Below are 25,231 nucleotides of genomic sequence, written 5' to 3' on the forward strand. Positions count from 1 at the left end.
TTGATGGAATAAAAACTCGAAACGACGGGGATCGTTCAACGACGTCGGCGAAACGGCTTACTGGATCGACTGTGGGGACGAATCTCACCCCCATGCAGCATGCTTGCTGCCATGACGCCGACACTGATCCAGAAGACAAGCCATGACTCGGTGGCCCCGCCGATCGATGCTGAGACGATCACGATAATGTAGAAATAGAGACTGTTGAGTCGTTGTCGGGCTCCCATAGGGCTCCTTTCAACCGGGACAAGAGAAAACAGACGAGCGGTAACAGGGGCAATCGTGCCGCCCCCTCAATCTTGGTGGGAGTGATCGAAACACGATCTCCTTCCTGCAGGATGTAGTTGGCAGTTGTTGGCTGACGATTGACACGGATCAGGTAGTCTTGTGGACGTCCATGGGGCAGTCGCTGCTGAAACAGCGCCGCCACACTCAGGCCGGCACTGATTTCAATCTGGTCAGCAAACCCGGAACCGTCATTGTTGATAAATAGAATTTGCATACATTTCTCCTGGATGTTTGAGTAAAAATTCATTCGCTGTGGTCAGCGAAGAGGTCAGTAGTCTTCGGGTAACAGAATGTTGGTCGCAGAGCGGTCTGCCACGGTGATGATCCAGAACTTGATCTGGTCCGCTGTGTGGTAAACCGACAGCAGTCGATCACCGTTCAGTAAAGCGGCATCATTGGCTTCCGCATCCGCGGGACAGCAGTCGCCCCAGTCACCGGCAAGATGGCGGGCCAGGGCGCGCTGCATCTCATGCTGTGGTAACTGCTCCAGCGCGTTGCGTGTGGCCAGAATCATGCCCAGCGAAAACCGGGGACGATTGGATCGAACCATAGTCACTCCCTGTCAAATAGTAGATGATTCATGACCAGATCAGTCTTCGTTGGTCTGAAAGTAGAATTGCCACATGCCCCAGAGCGTGGCGGGCAAAGCCAGCAAGAGAGGCCAGCCCAGAAAACAGCCGGCAATCAGACAGGCCACAGTCCAGAAACTGATCGAATGGAGAGTGTGCTCCAGTAATTGGGCTTCTCGGGTATCTTTAGGATGAGAGTCCATGGTCTAAATCAACCCTGGTACTCGGCCACAGCGTTGGGCAAACAACGCCACATTCTGCTGCAGACTGAGCTCATCCCAGTCCACTGACTGAGGCGGCCGCAGGTCTGGTTCGGGATCAAAGTTCACTTGCATTGGGTTGGCGAGACTGAAGCCCCGCTGCCGAATGGCCCGCAGATCTTCGCCGGTGGCTGCGGCCACCGCCTGGTCCAGGTCCTGTTGAGTCATCGTTCACTCCTCATGAAAAGAGAATACGACCACCGGCACGCGGGTGGTCGTGAGAAAATACACAACCACCCCGCGCTCACAGGGCAGTACCGTTTACGTGTTCGAGAGCAGCCAGTGCTGCTCCAGCCAGGCGACCTCGGCGGCCAGGGCCTCTGATCTCAGGGGAAACGGCCCCAGCAGGGGACCGCTCACCGGACTGAGGTCAGCCGTCCATTGTCCGTCTGCCGTTGGTTCCACATGGGAGCCCCGCTGGATCTGTGGTGTTCCCAGCGCAGTCAGTTCCAGAGTTTCGTCATAGAGGCAACGGATGGTTGCTTCCGGGGTAATCAGCAGCTCCATCTGGTCACCTCACTGCGCACGCCGCAAGATATTACGGCGGGGGCGATCCAGCAGCAGTCCTTCCAGGGAAGACTGGACTCCCGAGAGCTGCGAGGCGACCTTTTGCCGCAGATTGCCGTTATCCCGCAACTGCTGCGGAGCAACACCAGTCACAATCTGCTGCGCCCGTTCTACGAGTGCATCGAGTTGATCATTGGAGCGGACATTGAGCTGCTGAAATCGTTCAAAGAAGTCTGACAGATTGGAAACCGCGGTATCGCGGAACACCTTTGGTTTGCCATCGGATTGACCACTCAAACGCTCGGTCAGGTGTTCGACCAGTCGTCCCAGTTCTTCCAGGAAAGCCTGTTCGGCCAGTTGCACGGCCTCATCAAACCGCTGCTGTACCCGCTGGCATTCCTGGACATAGACTTCCGGGTTCAGTTGTTTGAGATAGTTTGGTGGCTCCACCGCCGGAAAATCATGCTCGATGGCAAACAGCCCTGCCAGGGAGTGGGGATAGTCGGCGGGATCATAGAGGTCCCCCAGGCGGATGCGCGCGGCCGCCTTGAGTTCTTCGAAATGCCGGTCCAGTTCGCGTACCGCGGTTTCCAGTTCTACCTGGAACTCGCTCATCCGCTGATCAAAGTCGGTGATCTCTGACTGCCGGATCAGGCGAATACCCGCTTCAGGATAGGGCAAGGAGATGCCTTTCCAGTAAGCGACAGCCCTTCCTCGGACCGCGGTCACGGCTTTGAAGGCGGGATGCGTGGTATCCAGCAGCTTTTTCCCGGCGGAGAGAAATTTCCCCTCGGCACCGAAGGAATCCGCGGCCTGGTTTTTCTGGACGGCCGTGAGGGACTTGCGGACGCCCAGCCAGGTGAAACTGAGTCGGGCTGCCGCCATCGTGGTCCGCAGTCGCTCGGCTGGCCTGCCGCTGGAGGCGGCAGGCTGTGGTTCATCGAGAATAGAGTGATTCATAATGCTCCTTTATTAAGAGTGGGAAATGAAAAATGCCGCCCAGCCCCAAAGGACTGAACGGCATCAACAGGAGAACCAGAGTCTCTTTAAATGATCGCATGTCAGCGTGGGGGTGGGCTGAGTGGAGTTTTCGCTGTGGACGGGGGCAGGTTCAGGTTCAATGACTTGGCCACCGTGACTTTCAGGCCCCCATGCAGGGTGTCAGTCAGCATGACGCGTTTCGGTGTGAATTCTTCGTCTTCCACGAGAATCACGTTCCCGGATTTGAGGTTGATGAAGTGATGCGAGGTCAGAAAGCCTGTCTCGTCAAGATAGGACATCTGCAGTATCCCTTCCGGAGTAATTTTCACATCGTGCACGTTCAGCAGGTCAGACGCGTGGCGTTTGATCTCAACGGAACTCCCCTGGGGACCGACGCCTTGCTCGTCCTCGGGGGCAATCAACAGTATGGCGATCAGAATCACCAGGAAAATGATCGCACTGAGAGTGACTTTTTCCATATTTGTCTCCTGTCTGGGCTGCAGTTCTGTATCCAAAACGCAGCGGTCATAGTCAATTGTGGACCATTAGGATGATACTTATAGTCCGTGGTTTTATCGTCGCTGTCAAGTGTTAAATGTCTGCATGGCAAAACGCAAAGACATTTTGAAGCGATTCGGCGAACGGGTGCGGGAACTCCGCAAGGAACAAGGCTATTCCCAAGAGAATTTTGCCTACGCCTGCGAGCTGGACCGGACCTATGTAGGCGGGATTGAACGGGGCGAACGGAATGTCGCCCTGCGGAACATTGAGCGGATTGCCGCTACGCTGGGAATCAGCGTGGCTGAGCTGATGGACGGGGTCTGATCAGACCTCGGAAGAGGCCTCTGGCAACAGCAGTGTGCCGACCAGATCGGTAGGATTGTTACAGGCCTCGAAAGCGCCCTGCAATGAAGAGTGTAATTCTCTGTCTTGCAACACGGTTCTCGATTCGTTGGAAACAACGTACTTGAGGTGAGCCGTTTTCAGACGCGATCTCAGTTGCTGGATTTCCGCTGGCGTCCAGATTTGCTCAGAGTGTGGAGTCTCAGCATAGATCCTCAAACACTGTTCGTCCTCAGGATCCATTTCTTCTGCCCAGAACTGCAGGGCCGCGATGATGAGCGTAATATCTGCTTGTATCAGCATGTTGCTCCTTTCCGGGACTTATGAGTCAGTTGACAGAAGCCAGGTGTTTGAGGTTCCGGCGGGACGGTTTTCTCTGATCCTGTGCATGATAAATGCCTGGACGATCGGCATCCAGACAGCGACCGCTGGCCCATTCACGCAAACGGTGGATGGATTCCGCAGCCGTGACCGCAACTGGGACCACATTCTGCTGGGCTTGGACCAGGGTAATCTGTAGTAGTCCCGCCAGCCGGCAGCAACTGCGGATCTCTGCCCCGGTCCAGTCGGTATCGTCGGGACGGGATTGCTCCGGATCGAGGTCATACAGCTGGATGTACTGACTCCAGATCCGGTCTTTCTGTTCCCGTCCCGGCAGATCGACAAAGAACAGACCGTCGAAGCGTTCCGAGCGACCGAATTCGGGTGGGAGTTTGGAGATGTCGTTGCTGGTGGCCACAACGAATACATCGGAAGTATGGTCATTCAGCCAGGTCAGAAACTGGCCAAACAGGCGGGACGCAACTCCGCTGTCAGTCTGCCCCGAGTTGCCGGCACCAGCAAACGCTTTTTCGATCTCATCAATCATGAGTACGCACGGCGCCATGGCATCCACGATCTGTAACGCCTGACGTGTTCGTTTCTCTGATTCCCCAACGAGGGAACCCAACAGGGCTCCCACATCCAGGATCAGTACTGGGCGGCTGACCTCCCGGCCCAAGCTTTTACAGAACGCGGATTTCCCGCAGCCGGGTGGAGAGAGTAATAACACGCCTCGCGGCCGCAAGTGCTGGTTTTGTCGTTGCGGTGAGAGTAGTGCAGAGCGAGTGAATTCCTTGAGGGATTCAAGGCCCCCCAGGCTATCGAACCGTTCATCCCCGCGGTGCAGAGTCAGTAGTCCTGATTTTTTCAGCGTCTGGGTTTTCAGTTCCCAGATGGCAGCGGGGCTGATCCGTCCTTCTCGCACCAAGGAAAGTGAAAAAGCGCCCTCCGCTTCGAAGCGACTGAGTCCGCTGGTGGCATCCAAGACGGACTCTAGTTCCTGGTCCTCAGGCAGTTCGCCTGGTTCGGTCGCGATCTCCCGGGCGATTTCAGCCAGCTGGTCCCGATCCGGAAGGGCATGTTCGAGCACCACGAACAGTTTTTCCAGCTCCGCAGGTAGCGAAACGACTGGAGCAAGCACAACGATGAAGGTCCGGTTCTGTTTGCCGGTTAAGATCTGTTGCGCCAGGGCCTGTACGATCTCGGCGGACTGGATAAAGCGGTGGAAGTTCTGCAGTACCAGGACCGCGGTACCTTCAGGTGTGGCAAACGCGTTGATGGCTTTGATGGCAGCCAGGGGATCGGTGCTACCCACGATACTCGTGTCGTCCGTGCCCTGCAGTCCCTGATCGATATCCCAGGTGGCCAGTCGCCAGGATTCCTCGCGACAGAGCTGAGCCAGTTCAACCAGGGCTTCCTGTTGTTCGTGACTTACGACCCAGATACCGGTGAAGCAGGCACGAACGTACTCGATAAAAGTTGTTTTCAATGTCATAAGCAGTCTCCCGTATAAAGATTTGGTAATTAAGAACCAACTCAGTGTCCTTCCTGCAGGTGCTCTTCTTCTGAGGCATGCTGATGGAAGTCCGATTTGAGTTGTTCTGACGTTGCTTTGCCAAGGGCTTGTTCCAGCAACCGGCTGGCATCACGGCAGTCGTTGCCAGTGAAGCCGTGTGTTTCGATGCGGGATTGGCCGTCCGGGGCGATGATGATTTCGATTGATTGGTTCATGCAGCACCTCCAACCTGAACCGTGAGCTTGATTGAACCATCTTCCAGGGGTTGCTCACGGACTGTGTGTCCCAGCTTGTGGGCTTCCAATTTGGCTTTTTCGACGGCATACCCTTGCAGGAATCTGTCCAATTCGTGGCGAGTACCCCAGCGACCTTCGAAATTGTCATAGGCCAGCTGGGCCGTTTTGACGTCGCAGACAACGGGGTAACGCCAGTTGCGTAATTGGACCGCCCAGCCGGCAGCGGTGCTGTTGAAGAGCTGGAATTCCCCCTGGACCGGGGGCGGCAATTGCAGGCGCTGACAAGCCGTGCGTATTGCTGCTGGATCTCTGATTTCGGTTTGAATCTGCACGATGTGTGACACACTGGACTCCTTTGTGAAACGGACAAGGGAAAAAGTCATACTGGCGAGACCTGAAGCGAAAAAGCCCGCTGCAGAGCGGAAATCATCGGTCGGCAGCGGGCTGAGAAGAGCAAAAAGCAGAGCTCTGATAGTTATGCTAGAGGACTCATCTTATATGCCACATTTTGCGGCTGGATTTAGCTCTTTAAGCCATTTTATGTCCCTTCAGATAATCTCTGTAAGCAGTTGGAACATAAGGGGAGCGTTGTTGGCATGCTGGTGATCCGGAAACATCGCTCGATGTCCTGCACGAATTTGCGACGCTGATCAGTCTGCCCGGATCCGTCTACAAGGTCAAAGGGATCGTGATCCCGCATTACCTGTTGAACCAGCGGCAACGTGGTCGGGCGATCGTTGAAGGGGCGATGTTCCTGGATGAAGCTGGCGTCGAATCCATGGAGAAATCCTGGAAGCTCCCCATGATCGGGATCCATTCCACGGTTTCAGTTCTTCCAGGGAAACAGATCACGAATCATGTGCGACGTACTTTCGGTCATCGGGATCTGCAGCCTGGTGCGCTCATGAAGGCGGCCGTCCGGATCCAGGGCGACCTGGGCGTTACAACCCGGGTGATTCGCGTCGTCTCAGTTCGCCGGGAGGCCTTGAGCAAAATGGAACACGATCCCGATTACGGCCGACGGGAAGCGGAGCTCGAAGGCTGGCCGCAACTGTCCGGCCCCGAGTTCGTGAGCTGTTTCTGCAAGAAGTTTAAAGTCGTTCCGGCGACGCCGGTTACTCGGATCGAATTCACTTACGTTTGAAGGGAGTTGAGGTGCAGGAACCAAGAACGCTCGGTGATTGCAAAGTCGGAGAAAAAGTGACCTTGATCACTGGTCACGAGGTTGAATTGCTCGGAACGAATCATGAGTTCCCCAGCTGGCGATTAGTCAAGAATCTGGCCGATGGTGCTTTGTTCGAATATCACAAAACGTGCCGGCTGAAGGAAGGGAGTTAGTTCATTTGGATTAAGCATGTCCGGGTAATGGTGATTACCCGGACATTATGAGACATCAGAAAAGTTCCTCCGAAACAAACTCCTTCATTTTGCAACTGACCGTACTGACCCTTCCTCCATATCAAATTCATATTTGCCACTCGCCAGGTCATTGGCAAACGTGATTACAAAGTCCCCAAAACTCGGAGCAAGAACGTGTGATGGCCCTGTCTCATGCTGGAACTTGATAAATTGTCCTACTACACCGTCGACAGCTGGGTCCATGTCTACGCAATGGTAGTCACCTCCGCCGTTATGAAGAACTGGAATCCAATGTGGATTCCACCATATCTGTTTGATCGGTCCATCCGGCCTGGCATCTGAGTCGTCGAAGAGACCATTGTCGACTGGTTCCTTGAACATATTCCAAGTCGTGAGTACTTCATCTAGATCCATGAGGTAACCTCCTGGCAATACCCACATCTTGTTGTCACCGTTGAACATCAGATAGGTATCACGAAGATCGCTGGGTAGCTTGCACATGATTGCCTCCTCCACCGTTTCGAAGGCTGCATCACTCGCAGGAGATCCCCAATCAAAGAAGTCTGCATAGGGGGGCTCTTTGACATTGGCTTCGTACCAAGTACGAATACTTGCCCAGGCCTTTTCTGTTTCGGTCATCTTGTTTTGATTCTCCGACTTCATTTGGGATGAGTTACATCAGTTTCCTGGACATTCTATGATCTGGATATCAAACAAAGACCGGGTAAATGATGTTACCCGGTCTTTTCTTATGCGCTGGGGTCAAGCATTTACTACTGGAAACTGTTGATCGCTTAACATTATGCAGAAATATTTTGGAACATCACAATCTGTCTGGGCATTGCATGCTGTGTTGATTGATTAATTTCAGAGCATCTGTTCATATGGTGAAGGAGACGCAAATACAGAGCTAAGGAAATGATAAGGAGTGTATCCAATGTCTGACGAGATCTACCAAATATCAAAAGGCTTAGGTGAATCAGCAAGTAAACCTCTTTGTAAATTGATTGGGGCAGTTCAATCTGCTGTGGGGATGGTATATGAACCTACCCACATTCGTCGCATTGCAAAAGCAGAGTCCGATAAACTTTTGATTATGGAAGAAACTCAAATTGCGTTATCAGAATTAAGAGAGCGCGCAGTCGCCAGAATATCCAATACTGAAATTCGACGACAGGAAAATATAGAATCTATCGTTCATAATGCCTCAAATAATTTACCTGAAGAATGTTCTGAAGATCTTGTTGATCAAGACTGGATGGCTGATTTCTTCGATTGCTGTAAAGATGTTGGTAATGAGCAAGTACAGTCACTCTGGGGTAAATTACTCGCTGGGGAAGTCACTGAGCCAGGTACTTATTCTCGGCGAGCATTGAATACATTGAAGTTAATGAGTTCAAGCGAAGCTTCTTTATTCATGCTAATTAGCTTTCGTATTTGGCATCTTGATGGTTGGCCAATTCTTTTAATCCCTAGTGATATGAGTGGGAAATGGTCTGATTCTTGCCCATTCAATTGGTCTCACATTTCAACTTTAACTGATGCTGGATTATTGGAATCAGATCTTAAAAATGAGATTCACTATCTAGATTCGCGAAAAGAGGATTATGTATTTGATTACTTCGGCCAACGATTTATTGGTCGTACTAATCCAATTCATAATTCGATACTTTCTTGGATTAATTTTTCAGCAATCGGAGTTGAGCTTCTATCTTTGGTCGAAAAAGAAGGAGGCGTGAGGGACGACTATTATGATGATTGTGCTCAATACCTGTCTGTACCAAAATGGATTTCTGATGATTCAGATGCCTGTATATTAGAAATACCTGATGAAGAACTTCTTCAGTCTCTTAATCTCAATCGACCTTAATGATTTTTAGGATGTCTGATTCGCAACTCAAATTTCTTATTGTTCACTTCCTCCACGTCTATGATCAGATCTAATAAGTTCTTGTGAAAAATGATGCATGCTCTCGATCTTGATCACCAAAATATATCTTTAAATCAGAGAATAATTCATGACGCACTACTCAGAGTACCAGGAAAAATGCTCGAATGTCATTCGTGAAGTGATATCTGATCGCGGATGTCAACCAATTCTATTCGTTGGTTCTGGTCTGTCTAAACGATTTTTCGACGCCCCGAATTGGGATGAACTGCTTGAACATCTCTGCTCAACGTGCCCTGCGATTCAATATGAGTACGGATACTATAAGCAGAAATATGAAAGTATGCCCCAAATAGGGTCTATCATCGCAGAACATTATCGCGAATGGGCATGGAGTAAATCTGGAAAAAAACACTTCCCAGCAGAATTGTTTGGTGCGGATCTTCCCAATGATATATACATGAAGCATGCCGTAGCTCAACACTTCAATGATATTACTCCGACGCTTTCGAAAATTCGGAAAGTCGCTGTAAGGAAAGAAATAGAAGCATTAAGAAATATTCAGCCCCACGCTGTGATATCAACAAATTATGATCAATTTCTCGAACATATATTTCCTGATTATGAGCCCATTATTGGACAGCAAATACTTCGGGCAAATTACGTAAGCGTCGGAGAAATATTTAAAATCCATGGTTGTGCAACAAATCCCCAGTCACTCGTACTCACAGCTGAAGATTATGAAGACTGGACCAGTAAAAAGAAGTATTTAAGTGCAAAGCTTCTTACTTACTTTGCTGAGCATCCGCTAGTCTTTCTTGGGTATAGTGGATCTGATGCTAACATTCGGGCAATTTTGTCGGACATTGACGAAATCCTTGCAGAGCCAGATGGTCTCGTATCGAATCTGTTTTTCATTCGTTTTAATCGGAATGCTGAAGCTGCAGAAAATCTACCCACAGAGAAATTGATCGAACTTCAAGAGGGACGTTCAATTCGTGTACGAAATATCGATGCGAGTAACTATGAATGGATATTTAATGCATTGGGAACTGGAGCACCGATCGAGCACATTAACCCTAAAATACTCAGGGCATTATTGGCAAGAAATTATGAGCTTGTACGTCATGATATTCCGAGGAAGACAGTGCAGATCAATTTTGAGACATTAGAGCATGCCATAAATGTGGAAGGCCAATTCGCCCAGCTGCTCGGAATATCCACTTTAGATAATCCAAGTGTATTCAACGCCGTCTATCCATTTACACTTTCGGGAGTGGCAAAAGAGCTTGGATATTCGTATTGGTCTCATGCAGATAAATTGATCAAACAGATACGGGATGAACGTGGTGTTGACATTAAGAGCTTCGATAATAAATACCACATTACCGTAAAGACAGGATCGTCTGATACTTCTGTAACTCAGAAATATTCGCAGGCATGTGTGGACTTACTACAAGCCGTTAGGAATGGAACCGAGTACACCTTAGACCTCACAGAACTGAGTGGTCCCGATCAATAAAATCGTGATTGAGCATTGAGTGATGGGATCATGTATTTAATTCTTTCATAATCTTAAAAGGAGAGACGTAATGGCCGCGCCATGTTGTGCAAACTGCAAAAGTAAGAGTATTTCTTGGACGACTGTAACTTATGGAGGGATTCAGGGAGTCTTGGTATTTTGTAGCTCTTGCGGTTCAATTATTAGCTGGGCTCCGAAACCTCAATAGTCCAAAGTCTGAGAATTACCCTCATATTTGGATTGATGAGTCTATCTTGTGAATAGGGTTGTTATGAAAAAAGAATTGAATCTGTCTTTGGATGTGTATTCACCTCGGTGGGGACGGAACGATACCTATAATTTATCTTTCGACCGTGAAGGAATTTCGATCTCGAATCAAAGTAATGCATTTAGTACTTCTGCCAAGAAAGACGAATTCGGGTATTTCAGTTGGACTGGCTACAAAGATACGTTAGAGAAAAACTCACTCATGACTATCTTCGCCAATGACAGTATCTATGCTCCATCAATTATTCCATTCGCTATCGAGAGTGCTTGGCAAAGCTGGATTGACGGAACCCCTGATGATGTGATTTCTCAAGCGATTATAGAATTGTTTGATTGGATCAGTTTGACAGCAGAGAATAAACCATCTTCTGACTATTGGGTGGGGATTTTTTAGGACGTCTATTATCACTGGGAGAATAATGCTCGCTGGGTGAGTGAGCAATTATGGCAACATAGAATATGCTTAATTCTCCGGAGAGGCATTTTGATCTTCGAGCCAAAATGGTATCTGGGAAAGGATGTCGCCTGATTCTGTGACGAGCCTGGCAATATATTTGCCATATTCTGGGAATTCAGCTTCCGGGATGTGTGCCAATAGATGAAGGAGACCACGTGGATGTTCTGCAGATATAGTAAGTGGCGCTGATCGTATTCCTTCGTATTCCGTCCTGGCGTCCGAAAATGTAATGAAAAGATTTGTCTCGCCGCGAATACTTGAGATGGCAATGAACGCGGACAAATCAAGGCAGATAGGCTTCGTACAGAGGAATGTACAAGACACGTCAATAAGGTTGTAACCATTGTTGGTTTTGACAGCCGATTTACAGAGTGTGAATGATTGAACTATGGGTGGGACCGATGCCATACCTTTTGCCTATTAATGATTGATTGAGTGAATTTTATTGTGTCCAAACCTATCAGGATTTCTGCCTATTATCAATTCACTCAGTGTGATCTGGTTTTCTCATTATTATTCATTTTCATGGTCAAGAGTGTCCGGGTAATAAGAGTTACCCGGACGTTTTTTCTGCACTGGTCCTGGATTCAGATGTCGTGGTAACGATGTTTTCCTGGACTATCTGCTGTGAGAGCAGTGGGGTTCAGGATGATCTATATGATAAATCCCGAGACAAACAGTCCGACACGGCCGGCGACGAGTAAACCGGCTGAAGACCGTTGTTCTGTAAAGGAAAGCCAACTCTAATGAGCGATAAGAAACCATTTAGCTTTCTGAAAGGGTATTCATTTTCGTTTGAGGATGAGGGAAGAAAAATCGAATCTTGGTTCAGTTCTTTATCTGGTCAGGAAAAAGTGTTTGTGAATGGGGCTCAAGTATCGTCAAAGATAAATATTTCCAAAGAAGCACTTCACGAGTTTTCGATTGCTGATGACAGATACTCAATCAGATTGAATATAGTTGACCTCATCCGGGGGCCATTCGAATGCACATTGAGCAAAAATGGGAAGGAAATCAAACGACAGAAACTGATATTTCCTCCGGTACCTTCATTAAAAAACACATTTCGAAAAGTTTCATATTGGTTATCGTGTCTGTTCTACCTGTTTTTGTACGGCCTAGTAATATTCGCTTTAGTACTTGTCAAAGTTTACTGGAATCTTCCTGAAGAGTCATACTTAGCATTTATCATCGTATTACTCATTCTGAGCTTTACCATAATCGCTTACACTTTTCTTAAATGGTCCTCAGGAGTACAAGTTATAGAAGAAGATGTTCCCTGACCAACTGTGCTAAGTGAGAGACATTCTCTTACAAATTATCCGATTCCCGTTGATGTCCGGGTAATGTATATTACCCGGTCATATAAACTGAGTTCTAAGCTCAGGCTGAGTGAGGAAAGTCGCATCCATTTTTCGTTCGGAGGTAAATCGTTATGAAGTTGAAAATCCTAGTACCAGTTCTTCTGATCATTGGGGTTTTCTTTTCAGCGTTTTATTATCGAAATGAATTGATACTTTATTGGCATACTGATCCTGAATTTCATGCCCGCTTTGAAAAAGTCAAATTGGGGCAAACTCAGCCTGAAATCGAGGCTCTGCTGGGTAAACCAGTTCACTCTTTACGGTTTGAGGATTCTTCAGATTTCGTTCTCGGTTGGCCACGGTATGAACACATTACCTACGCTGTGCTGTTTCGTAATGATCGGGCAGAAATAATCTCTGATAGATTTGGCTCATTTTAAACATACGTTCGAATGGAAATCGCTATCAGAGAAGAATGGCCGGGTAATATCCGTTACCCGGTTTTCTTTCTTCAAAGTTTAAAAAATAATAAGACGTATATTTAAAACGATCGGTATCGATATGGATTTTCAGAACGCAACTTCCTTTGTCACATTCATCTTTGCGATATGTGGTTTTGTTTTTGGAGGTAATGCTTTGAGAAAAACTCATCTTTTAGAAAAAAAAATTATTGAGATAGATATAGAGAATCGAATACTAGAGCTAGAAAAACTAAAGACAAAAACTCGCAAGCATGATTATGACCTGCCTTAAAGACTTGGTACAGGTTTTTGAGGCAGGTCACGGGTAATACACGTTACCCGGATTTCATTTTGCGCGGGACCTGGTTTCAGATGTCCTGGTAACGATGTTTCCCCGGACATCATGTCCACCGGTGTACTCTACCGTATGTTGAAATTACTGCAGATCGTATAGCTCGAAAATGGGGTAGCTATATAATGGGCATCACGGGAATGGAGAGAGAGAACACGTGATTTTTAAACCAATAGTTTTCCTTTTCGGAGCCCCGCAATGAAATTCGATTTCAAAATTGTAATTCAGTGCCCCAAATGCAACTGTCCCCACTTCTCTAAAACCGATCCTGGCAACGAGAACTCGGATCGAAGATGTACCTCCTGTGGTACTATCACCAGCTTAACGGAACTTCGGCGAATTGGTCGATCTAGGGCCGTCGATAAAATCAAAAAGTTAATATGAGCAGGTAACTGGTATCACCAGGGTAATTCAGAATGAAAATCACTCCTGAAATTCAGGAAAAGATTAATCGCGTTAGAAAGGCGATTGAGAAGACTCAACTGGCTTTCGCGAGATCTGTCCCCCCTGAAGTCCGGTTACAGTTGAATCAGAATTACGATCGATTCAGAAAACAGCTCTCCGATTCTGATATCCTCCGGATGACGCTGAAAGCGGACGTCATTACCCCCAGGGAGCCGGTTCATTCTTGGGATCTACCTCTCAGGCCGGCAGAACGGGGCGATTCCCGCTGATGTCCGGGTAATGTGAATTACCCGGACACATTTGGGGTCCGGCATGCTTTGAGGATTATGATTGAGGTGATTTAAAGATGGGGATTGATTATCTTGACCTGCTTTTTCGTGCCGAAAAACGGTTTGACATTAAAATCCCACGGGAGAAAGCTCATGAGCTTCTCAATAACGGTAATACATCCGATCCTCCCTCAAACGCTTGGACAGATATTCGGGTTTCTGATTTTGTTGGGTTGATAGAAACTCTGGTGTCAGAACAGAATCCGGAATACAATCTCGAAATATTTGAAAGTGTTAAGCAGGATATAATCGAATGCCTGCATGTTGAGGAGAGTGAGGTCACACTTGATGCATGGCTGTATCGCGACCTTGGGATGGAGTAGGATCGTGATTCGATTGGCGAATTAAATGTCCGGGTAATAAGAGTTAAGGCACCTCCTTGTTAAAAGATTATGATGATGAATGATGGAAAAGAAAAAGTTGTTCCTAATCGAAGGAACTTCAAAAGCTTTGTATGGATAGCATTTTCGTTTGTTTTGATTTGCGTTGCAGTAATAGTGTATGGATCTATTAGCCTCCCCAACATCCAAACATCACAAACAAATTTAATGATCGTTAATAAGACAAACAGACTTATTAAGAATTGCGTGATCCATAACGAAAATGGTACTGAAATAATCAAAACATCTATTTCACCCAGTAGTACTTTTTTCGGATTTATTGGTGATGATGTGAAGTCCTTGAATTTGTTTATACATGTGACTTTTGCAAATGGAACTTCTATTTCAGCAGAAGACGTTGTTCGTGGCGTCGATGGTCATACGCACCGGTTTGACTCAATTATAGTTGAAGTTAAGAATACACATATTTCATCAAAATCAAAAATAACTCAAAAAGGTGCCAACTTTTACCCGGACGTTTTTCATTAATGGATGGCCCCTATTTCGCGATATCTTTTCATTTAAGGCCTACCGGACGTTTCCAGCCAGCGACGCGATACAGGGCCTCATACGGGCGAATCTGCCAAAATCGGTGATTTCAGCGATTATCTGAGGGTTTCACCTGGGGAGGCTCCGGAATCTGGATCTGTTTGCAGATTTCTTGAATCCTGGGAGCCAGTATCTCTCTCACCAGGCCGCGGAGTGATTTTCCCTGGCGAGCTGCGTAAATGCTTAGTGGACGCCACTCTTCGATCGTCTTCAGGTCGACCGTTACCCGCTTTGTCTTTCTGATCATCTATTGCCCTTGACTTTTGATCGTGAGTCAACGCGAAATTATACCTGCGAGGATGAGCCGAGACCAATGAGGGATCAGAAAGTTTCGGTGAAATCAAGAGCGGATGAGCATGGAAGCGAGTCCGCTTTATATCATTTCTATCCCAGGCAAGGAAGCCGGATCAATGCTGGATAAACTCCCCCTCAACGGTAAGAAGACTTATGTTGTCGCTGCCCTTACCGTCGTCTATGCCGTCTGCGGAATTCTCCTGGGCGAGATGCCCTGGCTCTGCTCCTTCTAAATGATGATTTCTACTTAGTATTCTGGAATACATGGATCTTTCTTGGTACGATCAGGCCTGGTAGACAATCGAGCACTCCCTTCTCTGCCAAAACTTCAACATTTTCAAGTGAGCAACATTTCCGGAGTATTTAAAATGAGGAAATCTGGGCAGGCTGCCGTGCAACCGGATGGGGACACTGGTAAAACAAAACGCTCACCTAAAGAACGAGCTATTGTGTGGGGACTAATTGCTGCCGCATTGGTTGTGATTCTGATTGAATGGAATGCACGATCAGGCTACAGCAAATCATTAGCCGCGCTGCAGAAACGGATTGAACTTTCCGACCAGCCGAACGGCGAACCTTTTCGGCTCGACGAAGCCAAATCAATGGTCACAGGATTTCCGCTGGGAACAGAAGAGCTGACAGATCGGGGGAAACGGCTGCAGTATCACTGGTTCAGCCTGTTTCGCAATTATGACCTCCAGTTAACAACTGACGACGAGGATATCATCCTCGCATTGAAAACAGAAGCCGATCCTTCGGGAGAAGCCCCGCCTCAGCTCGCTGCACCACAGAATCAGGCGCAGCCAAACACACCGACGATCGCAGCGCATCAGTTGTCACTACCTGACAAAGGACTGGATCGGGAACTCAAAGATGAGGTCGTGCTGTCCACAGATCAGCTCGATTCACAGGTCGATGAGTTACAGGGAATTCTCACCAGGGAAATCGTACGACAGGCGCTGCTGATTGGAGGGCGGGATGGACTCGGACGAAAAACCCGCGACACCTCACTGCGAGGTGATGTCAAGCTGATAGAAAATCCGGAGCGGTTCCCCATCCAACTGATTACACATATTAATCGCAACCGCGAAGTCTCGATCGATTTGATTTTGCCGTACAAAACCGAACTGCCTTACCGCTGGAATTCAGAACCGTTCATACTCCCGGAAGAGAATGCCTTTGAGGCATTGGTGGAACAGTCGGAGGCACTCTCGCGGGACGGCTTTGTTGATGCCCTCAAAGAAGCAGGTTTTTCAGGTAAAGCTGCCGACTGGAAAGCAGAGTCTGAAATTCCTGAAAAGACATTGAAGCAGATCAAAGAGTGGAGTTTTATCTCCCAGTACACCATCGCCCAGGACATGCACGCCGCAATCGCAACCGAGGGTGAATCTCCCGAACGCCTGGCGATGCTGGCCCGCGCTTACGCCAACCTGGGCAGTCTGACGGAGCGGTTCCAGAGTCCGGCGCATAAAGTTTTCAAGGCACGGGCCCTGTTGTATGCAGAACGACTGACAGATCGCTGTGAGGATTCTCCCTGGTCCCTGGCACATCGCGCTTACGTCCGAACGTTTGTCGGCCGGCATCAGAGTGCCATCGCCGATTTGAAAACACTTGAATCTACGGAGAAGAACAAAGATACAAAACGCCCATTACCAGACTGGCTGGAACTGATCGAGGCCTACTGTCTGTATCAACCAGAAGTGCTGAAGAAAGCAACGCGTGACGAAAACCTGCAATACATGGCGATCTACTTAAGGGCTCTGCAGACGGACCCGGTTCTGGACGGACAAGCTGCGGGAACTCGTACCGAAGAACTGCTGGCAGTTGAACCGGCCTGCATCCGGGCCCTGGATTATCTGAATGATCTTGAGTCATTCCAGCACCTCAGTGAACTTACAGAAGTGCGACAAAAGCAGATCTGGGAGCAGCTCTATAAAAAACTACAGGCAGGGAATCTTCCAGCAGAGATTAAAGAACCACTCGACGACCACATGGCGTTTCTCTTCAAAGTAAAAACGAAACTCCCCTTCCGTAACCAGATTACGAGGCAGCTGCAAAACACCATTACCCATGATCAGGAGCCTTCTATAAATGCTCTGGGGCAACTTTTACAGGAAGTCTCATATCTGCAAGCCTGTCGGCGGCTGTATTTTCTGACCGAATTTCTCAGCAGGAGTGCCGACGATGATATCGCTGAAGTCCAGTCCCTGCTCGCCGGACATCCTTATGCCCCCTACATCAAGATTTATTCCTCCGTTCCTGCTGAAGTTCAGGAGACCTACCGAAAGCTGCTCGCTAATTACGATCCCACAGAACTGGAATTGTCTTCAGCAAAACTGATCACTGGCAGCTACGGCTACCTGAAGTACGAGGACTACGACAAAATCAAGGCCGCCGCTGTCGCTAACCAGGACCACATCTTTCAGGATCAGCTTCAATACCAGCGATTTCTGGTCAAACAGAAGATGTACAGCAGAAACCTGCTGGGTGATATCGCCCGATTGATGCTGGAAATCAGCCCGCATCAGCCTCAGACGGTCTCACTAAACATCGACGCCAACAAGGGGTATGCGGACCAGCATCATACTGAGATCGTGGAGAAATACGGCGACAATCCTGAGATACTGTCCGCGATGGGGAAACGGCACCTGCGGGAATTGAACGATGAGAAAGCAGAAGAGATCCTGTTCCGCCGACTGGAATTCACTAAGGATTTTCAGACCTACAACTCGCTGGCGGAACTTTACATGCGCAGGGGCGAGATGGAGAAGTGGCTGGACATCATGAAAAAGTCGTTGCGGGTTCCTACCACTGGCCTGGAGAACGCAGAGATTCGCAGTAAGATCGCCTACTATTATATGGGCGAGGGTAAATGGAAAGAGGCTGAACCGTATGCGATGGATGCAGCCAAAACCTATTCCGCCTGGGGGCTGATCTGTGGCGCCCACTATCTGGAAGGAGTCGGCCAACTGGATGCAGCCGAAGAGTTAATGGAAAACTGCTCCAAGCGTTATGAAGCGAATGCCGCCGGCTGGTACTTCTGGTGTATTCGCACCAACCATGGAGACCAGAAAACAGCCCGGCTGCTGGCCGAACGGATGATTCTCGAGCATCCCTATCCTGATCATTATACCCGTACTCTAGAAATCGCCGTCATACATTTGATGCAGGGTTCGAAGAAGGAAGCCTACGAAAACTTTTTAACCGCTTATCAGAAACATCATGACGGCTACTGTGGCCTGCATGCGGCTTTGCTAGCAGATGAGCTGGAACTGACCTATGAGCGCGACGAACTGCTTAAAGGGATCGCCGGTTTGTGGAACCGGGATTATGCTTCTGCCGAACTGGCCAATTACTTTCAGCGGATGCTCCAAGAAAAAGATCCCATCAAGTGGGACCCGGACTGGTTTCAGTCATTGATGGTACACCAGCCGGTGGGCACTCCCACGAATTTCTACTTCTTCGCTGGAAAATTCCTGAAGCTTCGCGGACAGGATGAGCTGGCAGAGACATACCTCCAACTGGCTGCCGCGTCACCTGACACCAGCAAGTATAACTGTGCCCTGGCCAGCCAGTATCTACGGGCTCTGGATAAGAAAATTGAACCACGGCGCATCAAGGAATTAACCGCTGATTTCAATGATGTTAAACAGCAAGCGGGCCACGCAGCATACCTCGTACAACGAGGCAAACGGGAAGAAGCAATTCAGGCTTACGACGACATTCTGAAATCTCACCCGGAACTGACAGGCGTGCTGATCAGCCGAGCCCAGGAATTTGAGCGTCTGGGAAGATACGAGTCTGCGATCGCAGACTATCAGCGGGTTATCGAACTCGATCCGGAAAACTGGATCCCGCATAAATGTCTTGCCATGGCGTACGGAGCGAGCGAAGATGAAAAAATTCGTGATTCGGCACTTTCGCTACAGCACGCTCAGCGCGCATATGACCTGCTACCGACCCGGTACTGGGTGATTTACGGTGCGTTGGCGGTCGCTTATGCCGCCCAGGGAGAGTTTGACAAAGCGATTGAATTCCAGAAGGAAACACTGGAGCGCGCCCCCACCATGGAGAAAAATGCTGTCAACCGGAGATTGCGACAGTTCAACGAAGGCAAGCCGTATATACGATCTGTGGCAGATTGATCGGGTTTACGTCGAGCAATTATCGCTGATTGTTCTTCTCACTTTTCCGGCGTATTTTCTCTGCTTCATATTGTGCTCAGTCAATGAGTCATTCTCTCGGATTTCCTGATTTAGAATTATCAGAACACGTCTAGAAGCATTAGTTGTTTATGGTGAAGGTGAATTGTGAAACGATGATAAATTTAATAAAACCGGCCTTGATGTCGGCATCTACTGGTGTACGGTTACATGGGTGACGGATTGCCCGTTTATCCTGGATGGCTTTGAAATCGGGACTTGACCTTGAGATGCTGTCCTCTATGATTTCCCTGTTAGTGGGAATTCCCACCTGATTGCATCACGAGTGGCGTTGAGGGATCTGGCCCTTTGAAACGCCCGGCAACCTGGTTCAGCCACCAAGGTGCCACAGCCTTTCCGAGAGGAAAACGATGCGGCCTGAAAAAGCAAAGAATGGCTCTGAGCCCCCAGTGTGGCCTCTCTCTGCTGACGACTGCTCGCCAGTGTTGCCCGTGATAATTCTATTTTGATTTTAAAGGAGATACGGGCAATGTTATTCAGCGGAAAACAATATCTGTACACAAAACCGGGCGAGAAAGCAGAACTGAACTGTCCCATCTGTGGCACGAAATGTGATGTTGAACGCAACTGCTATGGACCGACCGGTTTTGCCGAAGCCGTCGGCGGCCTCGGGCATCTGCATGATTGCTTTACCTGCCCCCACCGGGACGAAGACTGGCATTGCTACGCCAGTCAACTGATCGCACAGAAGCATGAATGTGCCAGTCGACGCGTGCGGGAACTGATTGACCTAGATCTGCAGGAAACACTGACAACACGTTCTGTACTATGATCAGAAGGCACTATTGTTAGATGACATCTCAAAATCAATGACCTTTAAGTCTTTTAATATCATCAGCTTAAAAAACGCATTCGTTAAGTTTACTTCAGACTCACTTTCGGCGCGGTTGTATCAGCAACGATGCCGATAAATTGCCCTCGATGAATTATGCTCTCGCATTAATAGCCATGACTGGACTCAGTTAACTGTCAGAACGTATTTTTATTCGATCATGCAGCGCACATACTAATAGCATGTTTAGCCATAAGTTCACGATATGCTGTTGCACTGCTTATTGCGATAGCCCAGGACTGGCGGCATAATTCACTCTTCTGGAGTCCACCAGTCCTGGGCTATCGAATACATACATATGACACCTATATTTTTTTGTGCACTCAGGGTGTCGAATTGATCCAAAATGGTTTAATATTTTTTCACTCCGTAATATCAACTTAAATATAGAGTTAAGTGCGTAAGTGGAGGTGACATGGTTGGCGTGACAGTCGAACAACAGAAACATCAATCTCAAATAATAAGTATTCATGTATAACCAATATTTTGAACACCCGATCCTAAATTCCCCGCACGATTATCCAACTCGACACTGGGAGGGAGAATTATGTCGAATTGCTGAGGCACATCCCAAAATGAAATCGTATGTAAAGAATCATAACCTGGGCTTGGAAGTTCCTTACCAGTATGGTTCGACAATGCGAAAATACCGTCCTGACTGCATTGTGCTCGTTGACGATGGTCACGGCGAAGATAATTTGCTCCACCTGGTTGTTGAAATCAAAGGATATCGTAAGGAAGATGCAAAGGAAAAGAAGGCAACAATGGAAACTCAATGGGTTCCCGGAGTCAATAACCTCAAGACGTACGGCCGCTGGGATTTCGCTGAGTTTACCGACGTTTACGAAATGGAAGATGACTTTGAAACAAAAGTCGAACAGAAGTTCAACGAGATGATTGTTAAGTGCGGAGGAAGTAATGGTTAAATATAACCCCCGTGCAATGATGGAGCGGGCAGTCAAAGTAATGGCTCAATCCATTCCTGAGCGTCGTGATGATGGGAAAATTTCTCCCAAAGTTGGTGCCGTTCTCGTCGATATTGGTGAAGAAGTTCCATCAGTTCCAAGAATAATGGAAGCCTATCGAGGGGAATTACGAGAAGGAGATCACGCAGAGTTTACCCTGCTAGAACGGAAGAATCGAGATCGAATTCTTGATACTTGCATACTCTTCGCCACTCTCGAACCCTGTGCACCAGGTGCCCGTAATCCTCCGAAAATGAGTTGTGCAGAACGCATCGTATTGGCAAGAATCAAAGAAATATGGATTGGAATCGAAGACCCCGATCCAACTGTCGCTCAGAAAGGAATCAAATACCTACAAGACAATAATGTCAAAGTGAATTTGTTTGATCGTGATTTGCAGGAGATCATTCGTGAAGAAAATAAAGAGTTTCTTGAGCAAGCTCTTGAACGTGCTGCCGAGGCAGAAGAAGCTCCTTGTAAAATAGTTCTTTCTCCTTTGGAGTCAGCAGCAGAGAATATGCAAATCGAAGATTTTTCTCGAAAAGCTCTGAAAGACTATCGCTCGCTGGCAAAAATTAAAGAGTCCATCAATTCCGAAGACTTTCAACGCAGGTTGTCTCGCCAAGGATTATTAAAGTCGGTCGGCGAACAATTAGTCCCAACCGGTTTTGGAACAATTCTATTCGGTGAAGAACCGAGGACGGCAATTCCACAATCAGGTTTGATGGCAACAATTCACTATCCAGATGGCACAGAAGAAGTCAAAGATTTTGACGGCCCTCAAGTTCTTGTCCCTGGCGAAACAATTAAATGGCTGAAGGACAAACTGCCGAACATTATTGATCGCTCTGATGCTGTCCGCACTCAAAAGAATGATCAGTTCTTTGAGCTGATTCGCGAAGGAATTGTCAATGCTCTCGTGCACCGAGATTACGCCATTGCCGGTGCAAAATGCCAACTTATCGTCTCTCAGAATAAGATAGAAATTCACAGCCCTGGCAAACCAATTAAGCCAATCACCTTCGAACAAATGAATTCATTCGATGCTCCCATGCTCAGTCGTAACCCCATTCTGCACTATGTATTTGCAAAAATGGATCTGGCAGAGGAACGTGGGCTTGGTCTCAAATCGTTGAAACAGAAAACGCAACTGGCAGGACTACCATTACCAAAGTATTCTTGGACCAATCCATACCTGGTTCTCACACTATTTCCAAATGTGGCTGCCAGCATCGCATCATTACCGCCTGAAATTCAAGACGAATTGAGTTCTCTTGAACTTGAGGGATGGAAGTGGCTGACAACTCAAGGACGCACGAACTCTACCGACTATGCAAAGAAATTTGGAATTGACTCGCGCAATGCCCGCAGACATTTGAATCACTTTATCAAACTTGGGCTTGTGCAGAAAACAGGCTTAGCTCGTGCAACGGAATATGTGGTACTACAAGACAGAACGCTGGAAAAGTAACCGGACATGAATGCGGACATTGCGTCCGGTTAATTGAAATCGAATTTAATTAATGAGTATTCGGACACAAATGCGGACATTGCGTCCGGATACTCGCAAATATCAAAGAGAAGTATATTCGGACACCGGACATCCCGAGACATCACAACCTCTTAATATTTCAGAAGATACATCAATACCATAGGGCAGGAAATGGCAAAGAAACGCACTAAGCAGAAAAAACTATCGCCACCATCAAGCATGAAGAGGCGACACGCACGTAAAGATAACAAAATTGTACTTAGTGATCCCGACATCGGACAGGCTGAGTAATCTCTCACAGAACCCGAATGGATGACCGAGAGTCCCTGCCCGATTGTGGACATATGGATATGTGCTTCGATTTCTCCATGACGATCAATAAAAAACAGAGGTGGCCGAACGGGTATGTTCAGCCATCTCTGTTTCATTATCTGAGAACAAGGTTTTCATTCACTCTGTTGTTGACAGTCAATACACCGAGGATTACCCCCCTCCCCTGTTTCCGGCTTCTGGGGAAGCCAGATGGTTTCATCAAAGGCAAGCCTGCTCTGGTCGGCCTCAGCAAACACGCGAGAAAAGACCGACATCTCTGCGGAATTCGCGCTGGCAGGTGCCATCCGAATCAAGACCAGGTTGCGATCTGCGATTTCACCCATGATAGCCGACCAGCGAGGATGCTCGACTCCAGCGTGAAGTAATGCCATTGCCACCATCCCTTTGATGGAATTCAGGCGCTCTGTGGCAAATACAGGCGTCGCGTCCGAGGTCACCGTGTTTTCGAAGTCCTGTTCTTCATATGCCCGGTAACGGGACGCCAGCATACAGCGATGACAGGCTTTGGTCCGCTTCGGGTGCGTAAAGGTGACTTCCGCAGCCATCCCTGCCATGTGAACCTGTGCACAAAGGCTGGGGACCTGATACTTGATCGCCAGACGATTGATCTGCGCCTGAGCAGCAAACTGGTCTGTGAATCCACACAACAGGGTCGTCCTGGGGAACAACGGCCGGGATTGCGCTTTGCCATCAGGGCCCAGCCGGTATTCAGAGCCGATTGGCTCCCGCAACAGCTTTCGCAGTTCGTCCTCTTCAATCTCTTCCAGTCCCTTCTGGTACATCTCCACCTTCAGGTTGGGATTGATATCCTGTAATCGCTCCGCGAGCACTTCCACTTTGGGGCGTCCCAGGTCCTTCCGATAGACCTGTTGAGTCCCCAGGTTGGATTCAGTTACCATGTCAGGATCAATGAGCACCACCTCTCCAATCCCGGTTCGCACCACAGATTCTGCAAACTGAGCGGCACCTCCCGTACCCACAATCACTGCGCGACAAGCTGCCAGGTGCGGAATATCATAAGCCGTGTTCACACGCGCAAATGTTTCTCCCATGTCAGTCCATTCCCGTTTTTCCTGTTTGCTGTACTCTTTTTGCAAAGCTCTCCATCCTTTGTTGTTGAGCAGCCGATCTTCCGGCAACGATTCGTACATGCAGAAGGTTTCAGGAACAGAAACCCGGTCCTCCTGCTGAGGTACTTCGACAGGCTCCAGACTCTCGTTTTCCGTTTCACATTCAGAAGTCGTGAATTCGGTAGACATTACAATCTCCTTGGAAATAGTCACAATTCGGGCATCATTATCGTCACGCAAGGCTGCGTACGCATTGAATTCACAAGCATCAGTCGCAGTCTCTGGCAAGACAATGGGTAATAACAGATATGGCAATGAGGGGATCGCGTTCAGGATGCGAGCTGCATAGATACGATCACCGGTAGAGGGATATCCCATCGAACCAGGATGGCTATGCACAAATCCCATCAGGCGAATTCCCTGTTCATTCCATTCGGAAAGGACATGATTCAGCACAGAAGTGTCTGGCGAATAGGTTACCGCTGTGGTTGCCGCCCATTCATCAAACAGGAAGTGGGTCACTATACCGGTTTCGCGATCCCCTCCCAGCAGTCCCCCGGTCTCCGGGGACTTGACGCCAATCGAGTCGCGAATCTGTTCGTAGACTTCTTCTGTCATTTTCATAATGGGAAGTGAGGACTTTGCTGAGTGTTTCAAAGTCTCATCTTCCATTTCACGGGGCGAGAATGTCTGTTCCTGTTTTGATGTATCTCTGTGTCCGATCTGCCCAAAGAGCGGCGATTTGCATAACCGATTCTTTTGATGTTGGTTCTGGTGTCCAGCAGACATAATATCGATCTCCCTCCTGCAGGCGGTGTGAATCATGGAGAGATTCAGAACGGCCCTGGTAGTCGGGCTGGCTTACGATGTAGGCACGCCAGATCCCTTCCGGGAGACGTTCTATTGAAAAACCGTAGTCTTGCTCTCCATCTTTGGTTCTGTAATAAATCACGGGGCTACCTTTCCTGGCGAAAAGCCAATGAGAGAAGTGAGGCTGCGCATACACGCAGCCTCACTATGGAAGTGGACTCATCTCATAGCACGTGAAACGTTCCTGGCGGAATTTCGTCCTTATCAGAGGACTCGCCATGAAACGTGCCGGGAGGGATTTCATCTTTATCAGATGAATCGGAGTGATTCTTCTCAGGCTCCCCGGCAGCAAAGATTCCCCGCGGAATCACATCAATCCCCGCATGAGGGGGAGACGAAGGTGTCGACATGAGCATTC

26 protein-coding genes, 1 pseudogene and 1 riboswitch are annotated in these 25,231 nt (G+C 48.4%); of the genes and pseudogenes, 12 read left to right on the top strand and 15 right to left on the bottom strand.

Annotated elements, in window-relative coordinates; genetic code table 11:
• Positions 1 to 178: 178 nt before the first annotated feature.
• The 7 genes from HG66A1_RS20550 to HG66A1_RS20580 form a co-directional block, all read right to left on the bottom strand.
• Entirely contained in the window at positions 179 to 502 is a 324-nt protein-coding gene (locus HG66A1_RS20550) for a hypothetical protein (protein WP_145043766.1), read from the bottom strand.
• Between the two features lie 54 nt (positions 503 to 556).
• Entirely contained in the window at positions 557 to 838 is a 282-nt protein-coding gene (locus tag HG66A1_RS20555) for a hypothetical protein (RefSeq protein WP_145188270.1), read from the bottom strand.
• A 39-nt stretch (positions 839 to 877) separates the two neighbouring features.
• Complete coding sequence (locus tag HG66A1_RS20560; protein WP_145188273.1) at positions 878 to 1,060, bottom strand: hypothetical protein; 183 nt, start codon at positions 1,058 to 1,060, stop codon at positions 878 to 880.
• 3 nt (positions 1,061 to 1,063) lie between these two features.
• Complete coding sequence (locus HG66A1_RS20565) at positions 1,064 to 1,285, bottom strand: hypothetical protein (protein ID WP_145188275.1); 222 nt, start codon at positions 1,283 to 1,285, stop codon at positions 1,064 to 1,066.
• 93 nt (positions 1,286 to 1,378) lie between these two features.
• Entirely contained in the window at positions 1,379 to 1,624 is a 246-nt protein-coding gene (locus tag HG66A1_RS20570; protein ID WP_145188278.1) for a hypothetical protein, read from the bottom strand.
• Between the two features lie 9 nt (positions 1,625 to 1,633).
• Positions 1,634 to 2,584: a hypothetical protein gene (locus tag HG66A1_RS20575; protein ID WP_145188281.1), complete on the bottom strand. Its 951-nt coding sequence runs from the start codon at positions 2,582 to 2,584 to the stop codon at positions 1,634 to 1,636.
• Between the two features lie 101 nt (positions 2,585 to 2,685).
• On the bottom strand, positions 2,686 to 3,084 hold the full coding sequence (locus tag HG66A1_RS20580) for a hypothetical protein (protein WP_145188284.1): 399 nt from the start codon (positions 3,082 to 3,084) through the stop codon (positions 2,686 to 2,688).
• Positions 3,085 to 3,208: 124 nt separating this feature from the next.
• On the opposite strand from HG66A1_RS20580, the gene HG66A1_RS20585 reads away from it, so the two are divergent.
• Positions 3,209 to 3,430, top strand: coding sequence for a helix-turn-helix domain-containing protein (locus HG66A1_RS20585; protein WP_145188287.1), 222 nt, complete (start codon positions 3,209 to 3,211; stop codon positions 3,428 to 3,430).
• On the opposite strand, the gene HG66A1_RS20590 is transcribed toward HG66A1_RS20585, so the two are convergent.
• The 4 genes from HG66A1_RS20590 to HG66A1_RS20605 are packed head-to-tail and all read right to left on the bottom strand — an operon-like array spanning position 3,431 to position 5,865.
• The gene (locus tag HG66A1_RS20590) at positions 3,431 to 3,751 is read right to left on the bottom strand and encodes a hypothetical protein (RefSeq protein WP_145188290.1); all 321 of its coding nucleotides are present in this window, start codon (positions 3,749 to 3,751) and stop codon (positions 3,431 to 3,433) included.
• Between the two features lie 25 nt (positions 3,752 to 3,776).
• Positions 3,777 to 5,264: an AAA family ATPase gene (locus HG66A1_RS20595; RefSeq protein ID WP_145188293.1), complete on the bottom strand. Its 1,488-nt coding sequence runs from the start codon at positions 5,262 to 5,264 to the stop codon at positions 3,777 to 3,779.
• Between the two features lie 41 nt (positions 5,265 to 5,305).
• The gene (locus HG66A1_RS20600; RefSeq protein WP_145188296.1) at positions 5,306 to 5,500 is read right to left on the bottom strand and encodes a DUF2997 domain-containing protein; all 195 of its coding nucleotides are present in this window, start codon (positions 5,498 to 5,500) and stop codon (positions 5,306 to 5,308) included.
• On the bottom strand, positions 5,497 to 5,865 hold the full coding sequence (locus HG66A1_RS20605; protein WP_145188300.1) for a DUF1257 domain-containing protein: 369 nt from the start codon (positions 5,863 to 5,865) through the stop codon (positions 5,497 to 5,499). Before HG66A1_RS20605 ends, HG66A1_RS20600 begins: the two co-directional genes overlap by 4 nt.
• 344 nt (positions 5,866 to 6,209) lie before the next feature.
• Here HG66A1_RS20605 and HG66A1_RS20610 point away from each other — a divergent pair, with 344 nt between their 5' ends.
• A complete protein-coding gene (locus HG66A1_RS20610) occupies positions 6,210 to 6,665 on the top strand; it encodes a hypothetical protein (RefSeq protein ID WP_145188303.1) in 456 nt (151 codons plus the stop codon).
• A 278-nt stretch (positions 6,666 to 6,943) separates the two neighbouring features.
• Here the strand turns inward: HG66A1_RS20610 and HG66A1_RS20615 are convergent, their stop codons facing one another.
• Positions 6,944 to 7,519: an SMI1/KNR4 family protein gene (locus HG66A1_RS20615; protein ID WP_197996718.1), complete on the bottom strand. Its 576-nt coding sequence runs from the start codon at positions 7,517 to 7,519 to the stop codon at positions 6,944 to 6,946.
• A 298-nt stretch (positions 7,520 to 7,817) separates the two neighbouring features.
• Between HG66A1_RS20615 and HG66A1_RS20620 the strand changes: the two genes are divergently transcribed.
• From HG66A1_RS20620 to HG66A1_RS20645, 6 genes are all read left to right on the top strand, one after another.
• The gene (locus HG66A1_RS20620) at positions 7,818 to 8,750 is read left to right on the top strand and encodes a DUF2806 domain-containing protein (RefSeq protein ID WP_145188308.1); all 933 of its coding nucleotides are present in this window, start codon (positions 7,818 to 7,820) and stop codon (positions 8,748 to 8,750) included.
• Positions 8,751 to 8,898: 148 nt separating this feature from the next.
• Positions 8,899 to 10,290 (top strand): SIR2 family protein, encoded by a 1,392-nt coding sequence (locus HG66A1_RS20625; protein ID WP_145188311.1) that lies wholly within the window; start codon positions 8,899 to 8,901, stop codon positions 10,288 to 10,290.
• A 271-nt stretch (positions 10,291 to 10,561) separates the two neighbouring features.
• Positions 10,562 to 10,951, top strand: coding sequence for a hypothetical protein (locus HG66A1_RS20630; RefSeq protein WP_145188314.1), 390 nt, complete (start codon positions 10,562 to 10,564; stop codon positions 10,949 to 10,951).
• A gap of 809 nt (positions 10,952 to 11,760) precedes the next feature.
• The gene (locus HG66A1_RS20635; protein ID WP_145188317.1) at positions 11,761 to 12,297 is read left to right on the top strand and encodes a hypothetical protein; all 537 of its coding nucleotides are present in this window, start codon (positions 11,761 to 11,763) and stop codon (positions 12,295 to 12,297) included.
• Positions 12,298 to 12,449: 152 nt separating this feature from the next.
• On the top strand, positions 12,450 to 12,758 hold the full coding sequence (locus HG66A1_RS20640) for a hypothetical protein (RefSeq protein WP_145188320.1): 309 nt from the start codon (positions 12,450 to 12,452) through the stop codon (positions 12,756 to 12,758).
• Positions 12,759 to 13,882: 1,124 nt separating this feature from the next.
• Entirely contained in the window at positions 13,883 to 14,188 is a 306-nt protein-coding gene (locus tag HG66A1_RS20645) for a hypothetical protein (protein WP_145188323.1), read from the top strand.
• A 655-nt stretch (positions 14,189 to 14,843) separates the two neighbouring features.
• Here HG66A1_RS20645 and HG66A1_RS20650 read toward each other — a convergent pair.
• Positions 14,844 to 15,041, bottom strand: a complete 198-nt coding sequence (locus HG66A1_RS20650; RefSeq protein WP_145188326.1) for a hypothetical protein — start codon at positions 15,039 to 15,041, stop codon at positions 14,844 to 14,846.
• Between the two features lie 415 nt (positions 15,042 to 15,456).
• On the opposite strand from HG66A1_RS20650, the gene HG66A1_RS20655 reads away from it, so the two are divergent.
• The 4 genes and pseudogenes from HG66A1_RS20655 (at position 15,457) to HG66A1_RS20670 (ending at position 22,579) form a co-directional block, all read left to right on the top strand.
• The gene (locus HG66A1_RS20655) at positions 15,457 to 19,233 is read left to right on the top strand and encodes a tetratricopeptide repeat protein (protein ID WP_145188329.1); all 3,777 of its coding nucleotides are present in this window, start codon (positions 15,457 to 15,459) and stop codon (positions 19,231 to 19,233) included.
• Positions 19,234 to 19,564: 331 nt separating this feature from the next.
• A riboswitch (SAM riboswitch) is annotated at positions 19,565 to 19,668 on the top strand.
• Between the two features lie 112 nt (positions 19,669 to 19,780).
• Positions 19,781 to 20,083, top strand: a complete 303-nt coding sequence (locus HG66A1_RS20660; protein ID WP_145188332.1) for a hypothetical protein — start codon at positions 19,781 to 19,783, stop codon at positions 20,081 to 20,083.
• 593 nt (positions 20,084 to 20,676) lie between these two features.
• A pseudogene (locus HG66A1_RS20665) lies at positions 20,677 to 21,069 on the top strand (restriction endonuclease); the annotation flags it as partial.
• On the top strand, positions 21,062 to 22,579 hold the full coding sequence (locus HG66A1_RS20670; protein WP_145188335.1) for an ATP-binding protein: 1,518 nt from the start codon (positions 21,062 to 21,064) through the stop codon (positions 22,577 to 22,579). The pseudogene HG66A1_RS20665 and the gene HG66A1_RS20670, both read left to right, overlap by 8 nt.
• Before the next feature lie 467 nt (positions 22,580 to 23,046).
• On the opposite strand, the gene HG66A1_RS20675 is transcribed toward HG66A1_RS20670, so the two are convergent.
• Both HG66A1_RS20675 and HG66A1_RS20680 read right to left on the bottom strand, forming a co-directional pair.
• The gene (locus HG66A1_RS20675; RefSeq protein WP_197996721.1) at positions 23,047 to 24,792 is read right to left on the bottom strand and encodes a ThiF family adenylyltransferase; all 1,746 of its coding nucleotides are present in this window, start codon (positions 24,790 to 24,792) and stop codon (positions 23,047 to 23,049) included.
• Between the two features lie 245 nt (positions 24,793 to 25,037).
• Positions 25,038 to 25,223 (bottom strand): hypothetical protein, encoded by a 186-nt coding sequence (locus tag HG66A1_RS20680; protein ID WP_145188341.1) that lies wholly within the window; start codon positions 25,221 to 25,223, stop codon positions 25,038 to 25,040.
• Positions 25,224 to 25,231: the final 8 nt, after the last annotated feature.

Origin of the sequence: Gimesia chilikensis (assembly GCF_007744075.1) — a bacterium.
GTDB lineage: Bacteria > Planctomycetota > Planctomycetia > Planctomycetales > Planctomycetaceae > Gimesia > Gimesia chilikensis_A.

What these genes read in the sequence shown, in the direction of transcription:
- HG66A1_RS20565 (WP_145188275.1), bottom strand. Translation starts at nt 1,285, where the DNA reads ATGACTCAACAGGACCTGGACCAGGCGGTGGCCGCAGCCACCGGCGAA.
- HG66A1_RS20650 (WP_145188326.1), bottom strand. Translation starts at nt 15,041, where the DNA reads ATGATCAGAAAGACAAAGCGGGTAACGGTCGACCTGAAGACGATCGAA.
- HG66A1_RS20570 (WP_145188278.1), bottom strand. Translation starts at nt 1,624, where the DNA reads ATGGAGCTGCTGATTACCCCGGAAGCAACCATCCGTTGCCTCTATGAC.
- HG66A1_RS20660 (WP_145188332.1), top strand. Translation starts at nt 19,781, where the DNA reads ATGTTATTCAGCGGAAAACAATATCTGTACACAAAACCGGGCGAGAAA.
- HG66A1_RS20640 (WP_145188320.1), top strand. Translation starts at nt 12,450, where the DNA reads ATGAAGTTGAAAATCCTAGTACCAGTTCTTCTGATCATTGGGGTTTTC.
- HG66A1_RS20585 (WP_145188287.1), top strand. Translation starts at nt 3,209, where the DNA reads ATGGCAAAACGCAAAGACATTTTGAAGCGATTCGGCGAACGGGTGCGG.
- HG66A1_RS20595 (WP_145188293.1), bottom strand. Translation starts at nt 5,264, where the DNA reads ATGACATTGAAAACAACTTTTATCGAGTACGTTCGTGCCTGCTTCACC.
- HG66A1_RS20555 (WP_145188270.1), bottom strand. Translation starts at nt 838, where the DNA reads ATGGTTCGATCCAATCGTCCCCGGTTTTCGCTGGGCATGATTCTGGCC.
- HG66A1_RS20590 (WP_145188290.1), bottom strand. Translation starts at nt 3,751, where the DNA reads ATGCTGATACAAGCAGATATTACGCTCATCATCGCGGCCCTGCAGTTC.
- HG66A1_RS20670 (WP_145188335.1), top strand. Translation starts at nt 21,062, where the DNA reads ATGGTTAAATATAACCCCCGTGCAATGATGGAGCGGGCAGTCAAAGTA.
- HG66A1_RS20635 (WP_145188317.1), top strand. Translation starts at nt 11,761, where the DNA reads ATGAGCGATAAGAAACCATTTAGCTTTCTGAAAGGGTATTCATTTTCG.
- HG66A1_RS20680 (WP_145188341.1), bottom strand. Translation starts at nt 25,223, where the DNA reads ATGTCGACACCTTCGTCTCCCCCTCATGCGGGGATTGATGTGATTCCG.
- HG66A1_RS20675 (WP_197996721.1), bottom strand. Translation starts at nt 24,792, where the DNA reads ATGTCTGCTGGACACCAGAACCAACATCAAAAGAATCGGTTATGCAAA.
- HG66A1_RS20630 (WP_145188314.1), top strand. Translation starts at nt 10,562, where the DNA reads ATGAAAAAAGAATTGAATCTGTCTTTGGATGTGTATTCACCTCGGTGG.
- HG66A1_RS20550 (WP_145043766.1), bottom strand. Translation starts at nt 502, where the DNA reads ATGCAAATTCTATTTATCAACAATGACGGTTCCGGGTTTGCTGACCAG.
- HG66A1_RS20575 (WP_145188281.1), bottom strand. Translation starts at nt 2,584, where the DNA reads ATGAATCACTCTATTCTCGATGAACCACAGCCTGCCGCCTCCAGCGGC.
- HG66A1_RS20560 (WP_145188273.1), bottom strand. Translation starts at nt 1,060, where the DNA reads ATGGACTCTCATCCTAAAGATACCCGAGAAGCCCAATTACTGGAGCAC.
- HG66A1_RS20615 (WP_197996718.1), bottom strand. Translation starts at nt 7,519, where the DNA reads ATGACCGAAACAGAAAAGGCCTGGGCAAGTATTCGTACTTGGTACGAA.
- HG66A1_RS20600 (WP_145188296.1), bottom strand. Translation starts at nt 5,500, where the DNA reads ATGAACCAATCAATCGAAATCATCATCGCCCCGGACGGCCAATCCCGC.
- HG66A1_RS20645 (WP_145188323.1), top strand. Translation starts at nt 13,883, where the DNA reads ATGGGGATTGATTATCTTGACCTGCTTTTTCGTGCCGAAAAACGGTTT.
- HG66A1_RS20580 (WP_145188284.1), bottom strand. Translation starts at nt 3,084, where the DNA reads ATGGAAAAAGTCACTCTCAGTGCGATCATTTTCCTGGTGATTCTGATC.
- HG66A1_RS20620 (WP_145188308.1), top strand. Translation starts at nt 7,818, where the DNA reads ATGTCTGACGAGATCTACCAAATATCAAAAGGCTTAGGTGAATCAGCA.
- HG66A1_RS20655 (WP_145188329.1), top strand. Translation starts at nt 15,457, where the DNA reads ATGAGGAAATCTGGGCAGGCTGCCGTGCAACCGGATGGGGACACTGGT.
- HG66A1_RS20625 (WP_145188311.1), top strand. Translation starts at nt 8,899, where the DNA reads ATGACGCACTACTCAGAGTACCAGGAAAAATGCTCGAATGTCATTCGT.